The sequence below is a fragment of the Streptomyces sp. NPDC044571 genome (assembly GCF_040647115.1).
In the GTDB taxonomy this organism is placed as follows: domain Bacteria; phylum Actinomycetota; class Actinomycetes; order Streptomycetales; family Streptomycetaceae; genus Streptomyces.
The window spans coordinates 107900-114738 of record NZ_JBEZBN010000016.1; the positions used below are offsets into that span (position 1 = coordinate 107900).

At 72.8% G+C, this 6839-nt stretch carries 5 protein-coding genes and 2 tRNA genes; 4 read left to right on the forward strand and 3 right to left on the reverse strand.

What is annotated here, in order from left to right; all coding sequences use genetic code 11:
• The first annotated feature begins 67 nt into the window (after positions 1-67).
• Positions 68-979, forward strand: a complete 912-nt coding sequence (locus AB0B01_RS11495) for an SMP-30/gluconolactonase/LRE family protein (protein ID WP_361715921.1) — start codon at positions 68-70, stop codon at positions 977-979.
• Positions 980-1018: 39 nt separating this feature from the next.
• On the opposite strand, the gene AB0B01_RS11500 is transcribed toward AB0B01_RS11495, so the two are convergent.
• The 3 genes from AB0B01_RS11500 to AB0B01_RS11510 all read right to left on the reverse strand — a co-directional run bounded on the left by AB0B01_RS11500 (position 1019) and on the right by AB0B01_RS11510 (position 1968).
• Positions 1019-1384, reverse strand: coding sequence for a PH domain-containing protein (locus tag AB0B01_RS11500; protein ID WP_361715924.1), 366 nt, complete (start codon positions 1382-1384; stop codon positions 1019-1021).
• A 189-nt stretch (positions 1385-1573) separates the two neighbouring features.
• Positions 1574-1646, reverse strand: a tRNA-Arg gene (locus AB0B01_RS11505).
• 231 nt (positions 1647-1877) lie between these two features.
• Positions 1878-1968 (reverse strand) — tRNA-Ser (locus AB0B01_RS11510).
• Positions 1969-2207: 239 nt separating this feature from the next.
• On the opposite strand from AB0B01_RS11510, the gene AB0B01_RS11515 reads away from it, so the two are divergent.
• The 3 genes from AB0B01_RS11515 (at position 2208) to AB0B01_RS11525 (ending at position 6731) form a co-directional block, all read left to right on the forward strand.
• Complete coding sequence (locus tag AB0B01_RS11515) at positions 2208-2633, forward strand: SSI family serine proteinase inhibitor (RefSeq protein ID WP_361715927.1); 426 nt, start codon at positions 2208-2210, stop codon at positions 2631-2633.
• A gap of 119 nt (positions 2634-2752) precedes the next feature.
• Positions 2753-6142 (forward strand): PAS domain-containing protein, encoded by a 3390-nt coding sequence (locus AB0B01_RS11520; RefSeq protein WP_361715930.1) that lies wholly within the window; start codon positions 2753-2755, stop codon positions 6140-6142.
• A 13-nt stretch (positions 6143-6155) separates the two neighbouring features.
• Positions 6156-6731, forward strand: a complete 576-nt coding sequence (locus AB0B01_RS11525; protein WP_361715933.1) for an antibiotic biosynthesis monooxygenase — start codon at positions 6156-6158, stop codon at positions 6729-6731.
• The last annotated feature ends 108 nt before the right edge of the window (positions 6732-6839 follow it).

The window sequence follows — 6839 nt, forward strand, 5'->3', positions numbered from 1 at the left end:
GTACATGATCCTGCAATCTCACCCCTGAGCCGAACACCATTCGGTCAGTCACATCTCAGGGGGAAGCATGTCATCCATTGCCGATCTCAACCTGTACGAGATCCTGGACGAGCGCTTCCGCACCGGCCGCTGCGCCAACGGCGACGCGCGCCTGGAGCGGCTGTACGACGACTGCCGCTGGGCGGAGGGCCCGCTGTACCTGCCGGCCTGGCGGCACCTGGTGTGGAGCGACATCCCCAACGACCGCATGCTGCGCTGGGACGAGGCGACCGGCGCAGTCTCCGTCTTCCGCACCCCGGCCGGTCACCCCAACGGCAACACCCTGGACCGCGAGGGCCGCCTGATCACCTGCGAGCAGGGCAACCGGCGCGTCACCCGCACGGAGCCGAACGGCACCCTCACGGTCATCGCGGACCGCTTCGAGGGCAAGCGGCTCAACAGCCCGAACGACGCCGTGGTCCGCTCGGACGGCTCGATCTGGTTCTCCGACCCGGACTTCGGCATCACCAGCGACTACGAGGGACACCGCGCCCAGAGCGAGATCGGCGCGTGCAACCTCTACCGGGCCGACCCGGTGACCGGCGAAGTGCGCCTGGTCGCGGACGGCTTCCTGGGCCCCAACGGCCTGGTCTTCTCCCCGGACGAGCGCGAGCTGTACGCGGCGGACACCCGGGCCGGCCACATCCGCGCCTTCAAGGTCACCGACGAGGGCACCCTGACCGGGGACCGCGTCTTCACGACCTGCCGCCCCGTCGACAACATCCGCTTCGACGACCAGGGGCGGCTGTGGGCGGCGGCGATGGAGAACGGCGTGCACTGCTACGCCCCGGACGGCACCCTGATCGGCCGCCTCCGCGTCCCCGAACCGGTGTCGAACATCGCCTTCGGCGGCCCGAAGAACAACCGCCTCTTCATCACCGCGACCACGTCGCTCTACTCCCTGGTCGTCTCGGTGACGGGCCTCCCCCGCGTCCTGTGAGGAGCCACCGGACCCGCGGGGACGCACCGGGCCCTCGGCCTACCGGGCGACGAACTGGGTGAGGATCGCCTGCACCTCGTAGATGTCCACGCCCTTGGTGAACGTCTTCTCGATCGGGGCCGCGCTGCCGGAGAGCCAGATCTTCAGCTCGGCGTCGAGGTCGAAGTGGCCGGCGGTCTCGACGGAGAAGTGCGTGATGCTCCGGTACGGGATGGAGTGGTACTCCACCTTCTTCCCGGTGAGCCCCTGCTTGTCGACCAGCACCAGCCGCCGGTCGGTGAACAGGATGGTGTCCCGTATCAACAGAAACGCGGCATGCACCCGCTCTCCGTGCCCGAGCAGCCGCGCGTAGTCCCGCTGCGCCGACACCGGATCGACCGTGTGCGCGTTCCCGAACAGTCCCATGAGAGTCCCCCTGCGGTTTCGACGGATCTCCCGGCACGGTACCCACGCCCCCGCCGGAGATCGTCCCCCGCCGGACGGACCCCCACCCCGAACCCCGTCCGGGTCCCCCCTCCTCACCGAGGAGGACACCCCGCGCTCCATCCGGCAACGCAAGAGGCCCCCCGGCGAACCGGGGGGCCTCTTCGGCTGTGCACTCGGCAGGATTCGAACCTGCAACCTTCTGATCCGTAGTCAGATGCTCTATCCGTTAAGCTACGAGTGCTTGGGCTTCTCGGGGTTTTTCGCCCCGTTGGCCTTGCGAGAACAACAATACATGGACCTCGGCGGGACGCGAAATCCATTGCCCAAACCGGTCCTGACCTGCGGAAACGGTCCGGAGCGAGATCATCCGGCGGGGTTCGCGCGGATGTCGGGACGGTGTTGGGGCGACGGAGGCCCGTGGCCGGAATGCACCGAAGCCCCGGTCCGTGAGGACCGGGGCTTCGGCGAGGTGCGGAGGCGGAGGGATTTGAACCCTCGATGGGGGGTAAGCCCCAAACCGCATTAGCAGTGCGGCGCCATAGACCGGACTAGGCGACGCCTCCAGCACACCCCCGCGTACGAGGGTGCGTGCAGATGATGACACAGTCGCAGGGCCGGTCACCAATCCGCTCCCACGGTACTAGGACAGCTGGCCCCGGAGCAAAGCCTTAAGCCCGCCCGGAGCACGTGCGTGCACTCCGGCGCGCCCCGCGACCCCGGCACCCCGGCGACCCGTACGCAACGTCGGCACCCGCCGCGTCGTTGAGCAGGCGTACGACGTACGGACGACCTGGAGTGCCCCATGCTGCGTCTCGCCGCATTCGCCGTCACCTCGGCCCTGGCCGCCACGGCCGCAGGGCCGCTTCCCCCGCTGCCGCTGGGCCGCCTGCTGGCGACACCCGACCGGCTCGTCGTCGCCGTGTCCGGCACCGGCAACCCCCTGACGGACGGCGAGTACCGGCTGGAGTGCGATCCCGTCGGCGGGAACCACCCCGAGGCCGAGGAGGCCTGCGCCCGCCTGGACCAGCTCGCGAAGGAGGGCAGGGATCCCTTCACCGAGCCCGGCAAGCGGCAGATGTGCACCATGCAGGACGGCGGGCCGGCCACCGCGCGCATCACCGGAACGTGGCAAGGCCGCAAGGTGGACGCCGTGTTCCGGCGGACCAACGGGTGCGAGATCGCACGTTGGAACGAGTTGGAACCTGTGCTTCCGGGTAAGCGCTCCTGACCTGGGAGGATGCCCGGGATGCGCGGTATCCGCCGGCCATCCGCCACCTCGGGCCGGGGCCGTGCCCTTAGACTCCTCCCGTGACATGCCGGTAGTCGTGGTCAGGGAGGAAGCTCGTCGTGAGCAGCAGGCCATCCCGAGGCGCTGCTCGCCTCGCAGCAATACTCGACGCACTTCCGGACGCGCTGTTGCTCGTCAACGCCAACGGCACGGTGGTCAACGCGAATTCGATCGCCCTTGAGGTGATGGAGAGCCCCGGCACCGCTCTCGTCGGACGCGGCGTACTGGACCTCCTCCCCGAGTTCGACTCCAAGCTGATCCCCGGCTCCATGCGCCGGCCCGGTGAGGACGAGGGCGGCCGGGCCAAGCCCAAGCGGATGATCGCGCGCCGCACCGACGGGTCCGAGTTCCCCGTCGAGGTCACCGCCGCCCATCTCGACGGTCGCGACGCCTACCGCGAACCGCAGCCGTACACCGGTGACGAGCTGCTGATGCTCGTCGTACGCGATCTCTCCGAAACGGTGGACACCGAGGCCGAGCTCGCCCGCTCGCAGCGGCAGACCGAGATGATCCTGCGGGCCGCCGCCGAGGGCGTCGTCGGTACGGACACCGAAGGCCGGGTCGTCCTCGTCAACCCGGCCGCCGCGCAGATCCTCGGCTACCGCGCCACCGACCTCGGCAACCGGGAGCTGCACGGGCTCGTCCAGCACTCCCGGGCCGACGGCTCGCCGTTCCCCTTCGAGGAGTCCCCGCTCGCCGACACCCTGCGCAGCGGGCGCAAGCACCGGGTCCGCGGGCAGGTGCTGTGGAACAAGGCCGGGCAGCCGGTCGCCGTCGACCTGACCACCTCGCCCGTCCGGGACGGCGAGCTGCTCGTCGGCGCCGTGATGACCTTCACCGACCGGCGGCCCTACGACGCGCTGGCGGCGCGGCACGCGCAGCTGCTGGCGGTCCTCGGCGAGTCCCTGCGCGGGCCGCTGGAAGAGCTCCGTGGTGAGCTGGCCACGCTCGCCGCGGACGACGCGGGACAGCTGTGGCCCGAGGCCAACCAGCTGCTGCACCACCTGGCCGCCGGGTACTCCCGGATGACCACGCTGGTGGACAACGTGCTCGGCTTCCAGCGGCTCGACGCCGGCAGCGAGAAGCTGAAGAAGAAGAACGTCCTGATCAACGGGGTCGTCGCGGCCGGCGTCGAGGGAGCGGTCGAGCTGATCGGCCCGGGCCGCGTCCAGTTCGCCGTCCACGCCCCGACCATCGAGGCCGAGGTCGACGCGGGGCGGATCGCGACCGCGTTGGCGCACCTGGTCGCGGACGTCGCCGGGGTGGACGCCACCGGCAAGACCCCCCAGGGCAGCGGGTACAGCGACTCGACGATCGTGGTCGCCGCCGCGCAGCGCGGCGAGGTCGTACGGATCGAGGTGCGCGGGCCGTACGAGGGCGGGAACCCGGTGCACGAGCCGATCGTGCGGGGCATCGTGAGCGCGCACGGGGGCGTCCTGCAGACCGTGGAGGTTCCGGGGGCCCCCGGCGGGGCGTACGTGCTGGAGCTGCCGCTGGGTTCGGGAGCCGGGACGGTGACCCTGCCGGATCCGGAACCGGAACCGGAACCGGAGCCCGCCAAGGAGCCGTCGCCGCCCGCACGCCGGCGGGCCCGGCGCGGTGTGGACGCGTTCCTGGAGGACGCGGCCGAGGAGAGCCAGGCGTCCGGCGGGGCCGAGGCCGGGGGCGCGCTGGCCCTGCCGTCGGGCCGGCGGCGGGCGGGCGAGGCTCCTGGTGCCGACGGTGCTGCCGGTACGCCCGGGGCCGGTCCTGAGCTGGCCCAGTCCCCGGTGAACCCGGCGGGCCTGGGGACCGGGCGCCGCCGCGGCCGGGCCGGCGACGGCAGCGCGGAGGGCGGCGCAGAGGGCTCCGTTCGGCCCGTACCGCCGCCCGGGACCGGCATGCCCGCGCTCCCGCCGGTGCCGGTGGGCCCGCAGCCGACTCCGGTACCGAGCGGGGCTCCGGTGGCCGGAGTGCCGGGGGTGCCCGGGATTCCCGCCGTGCCGCCCGTTCCGCTGACGGAGCATCCCGCCGCGCGGCGTCGCGCCCTCGGCCCCGTGGCAGCGCCGCAGCCGGGCGGCCCCGTGCCCGCGACGGGGCTCGGCCCCACCCCGGCGCCGGTGCGGCCCATCGCTCCCGAGGGCGGTTTCGCCCTTCCCGCCGGCCCGACCCCGGCCCCGGCTCCGGATCCGGCAGCCGCCGCCTCTGCACCCGCGGACACCGAGGCCGCGGCCGAGGGCACGGGCGACGCTCCGGCGGGGCGACGCGGGCGGCGGATGCTGGGTGCGCCCGGTGCCGTGCCCGAGGCCGCCGCCGCGCAGCCGTCCGCGACCGCGGCCGGAGAGGAACCCGTACAGCCGACCGGGCGGCGGCGTGCCCTGCCCGCCACCCCCGCCTGGCCCGTTCCCGGGGCCCGGACCGCACCGGAGGACGAGGCCGCGGGCTCCGTCGCCGTGCCGGGGGCCCGCCGGCCGCAGGACGCTCCGGCCGATCCTGCGCAGCCGATCAGCGTGCGTGCCCTCGGCACCCTCGGTCAGGGCATCTCGGTGGACGCGACCGGCGGCGCCGGTGCCACGAGCGGCTCCGGCCGCCGACGCCGGCTCGCCGAACCCGCTCCGCAGGGCCGGGCCTTCGCGATAGGAGCCCCGGAGGCGGGCGCCGCCGAGGGCCCCGAGCCGCTGGACGGGCCCGGAGGCGCCGTCGAGGTGGTCAACCGGCCCGTGCCGCAGCCCGTGGACGACGAACTGCCCCCGGAGCCGCTGGACAACCCGCGCCGGCTCCTGGTGTGGCCCGCCCCGGACGTGCAGACCCAGCAGGCACTCAGCGACCGCGGGTACCGGCCGGTGATCGTACACTCGCGCGAGGAGGTGGACGCGCAGATCGCCGCGTTCCCCGCCGCGCTGTTCGTGGACCCGCTGACCGGCCCGATCACCCGTACCGCCCTCCAGTCCCTGCGGCAGGCCGCGGTGGCCGCCGAGGTGCCCGTACTGGTCACGGCCGGGCTCGGCCACGCCACGCGCGAAGCGGCGTACGGGGCGGACCCCGCCGTCCTCCTCAAGGCGCTTGCGCCGCGCGACAGCGAACAGCATCCCTCCCGGGTGCTGCTGATCGAGGAGCACGACGAGATCGCGACCGCGCTCACGGCTGCTCTGGAACGCCGCGGCCTCCAGGTCGCGCGGGCGGGCGCCGACACCGACGCGGTGGAACTGGCGACGCAGGTGAGGCCCAACCTGGTGGTCATGGACCTGATGCAGGTACGCCGGCGGCGGGCGGGGATCGTGGACTGGCTGCGTGCCAACGGGCAGCTGAACCGCACGCCGCTGGTCGTCTACACGACCGCCGGCATCGAGGAGTCGCACCTGCCGCGACTGGCGTCCGGGGAGAGCGTGCTCTTCCTCGCGGAGCGGGCCACCACCGCGGACGTACAGGGCCGCATCGTGGACCTGCTGGCCAAGATCGGCACCAACTAGTCATCCTGACCCGATGGCCCTCACCGACACGTCCGAGCACACCGTCCCCGCCGACAACGGGGAGGTGAGCCTGCTCATCGCCCGACAGGTGGAGCCCGGTTACGAGGAGGCGTTCGAAGACTGGGCGCGCGGGATCCTGGAGACCGCGGCGTCCTTCCCGGACCATCTGGGGTACGGGCTGTTCCGCCCGGCGGCCGAGGGCGCCCCCTGGTTCCTCGTTCACCGCTTCCGCGATCAGGGGGCCTTGGAGCGCTGGCAGGCGTCCGCCGAGCGGGCGGCCTTCTTCGCGAACTGCGAGGGCCACCACCACACCGAGATAGCCCGGCGTGAACTGCACGGAATGGAGACCTGGTTCGCCAAGCCGGGTACCACCCGGCCCGCGCCGCCCCGGTGGAAGATGGCGATCAGCTCCGGGCTGGCGATCTTCCCGATCTCGCTGCTCGGCAACGCGCTGCTCGGGCCGTTCCTGGTGGATCTGCCCTTCGTGGTCCGCACGGCCGCCTTCACGGTCGTCTTCAGCACCCTGATGACCTACGTGGCCATGCCCGCAGTCAGCAAGCTGCTGCGGCCGTGGCTCACGCGCGGCTGAGCCTTCCGGCCCGAGGGCCCGGATGAGTCACAGGGGTGCGTCACCCAGGGTGACTTAGATGCGATCGCCGAGTTCACGCGGGCGGTGCTGCCCGCGGCGAACTGGGAC

Coding starts and splice junctions, on each gene's coding strand:
- AB0B01_RS11495 (WP_361715921.1), top strand. CDS start 68: ATGTCATCCATTGCCGATCTCAACCTGTACGAGATCCTGGACGAGCGC.
- AB0B01_RS11500 (WP_361715924.1), bottom strand. CDS start 1,384: ATGGGACTGTTCGGGAACGCGCACACGGTCGATCCGGTGTCGGCGCAG.
- AB0B01_RS11515 (WP_361715927.1), top strand. CDS start 2,208: ATGCTGCGTCTCGCCGCATTCGCCGTCACCTCGGCCCTGGCCGCCACG.
- AB0B01_RS11525 (WP_361715933.1), top strand. CDS start 6,156: ATGGCCCTCACCGACACGTCCGAGCACACCGTCCCCGCCGACAACGGG.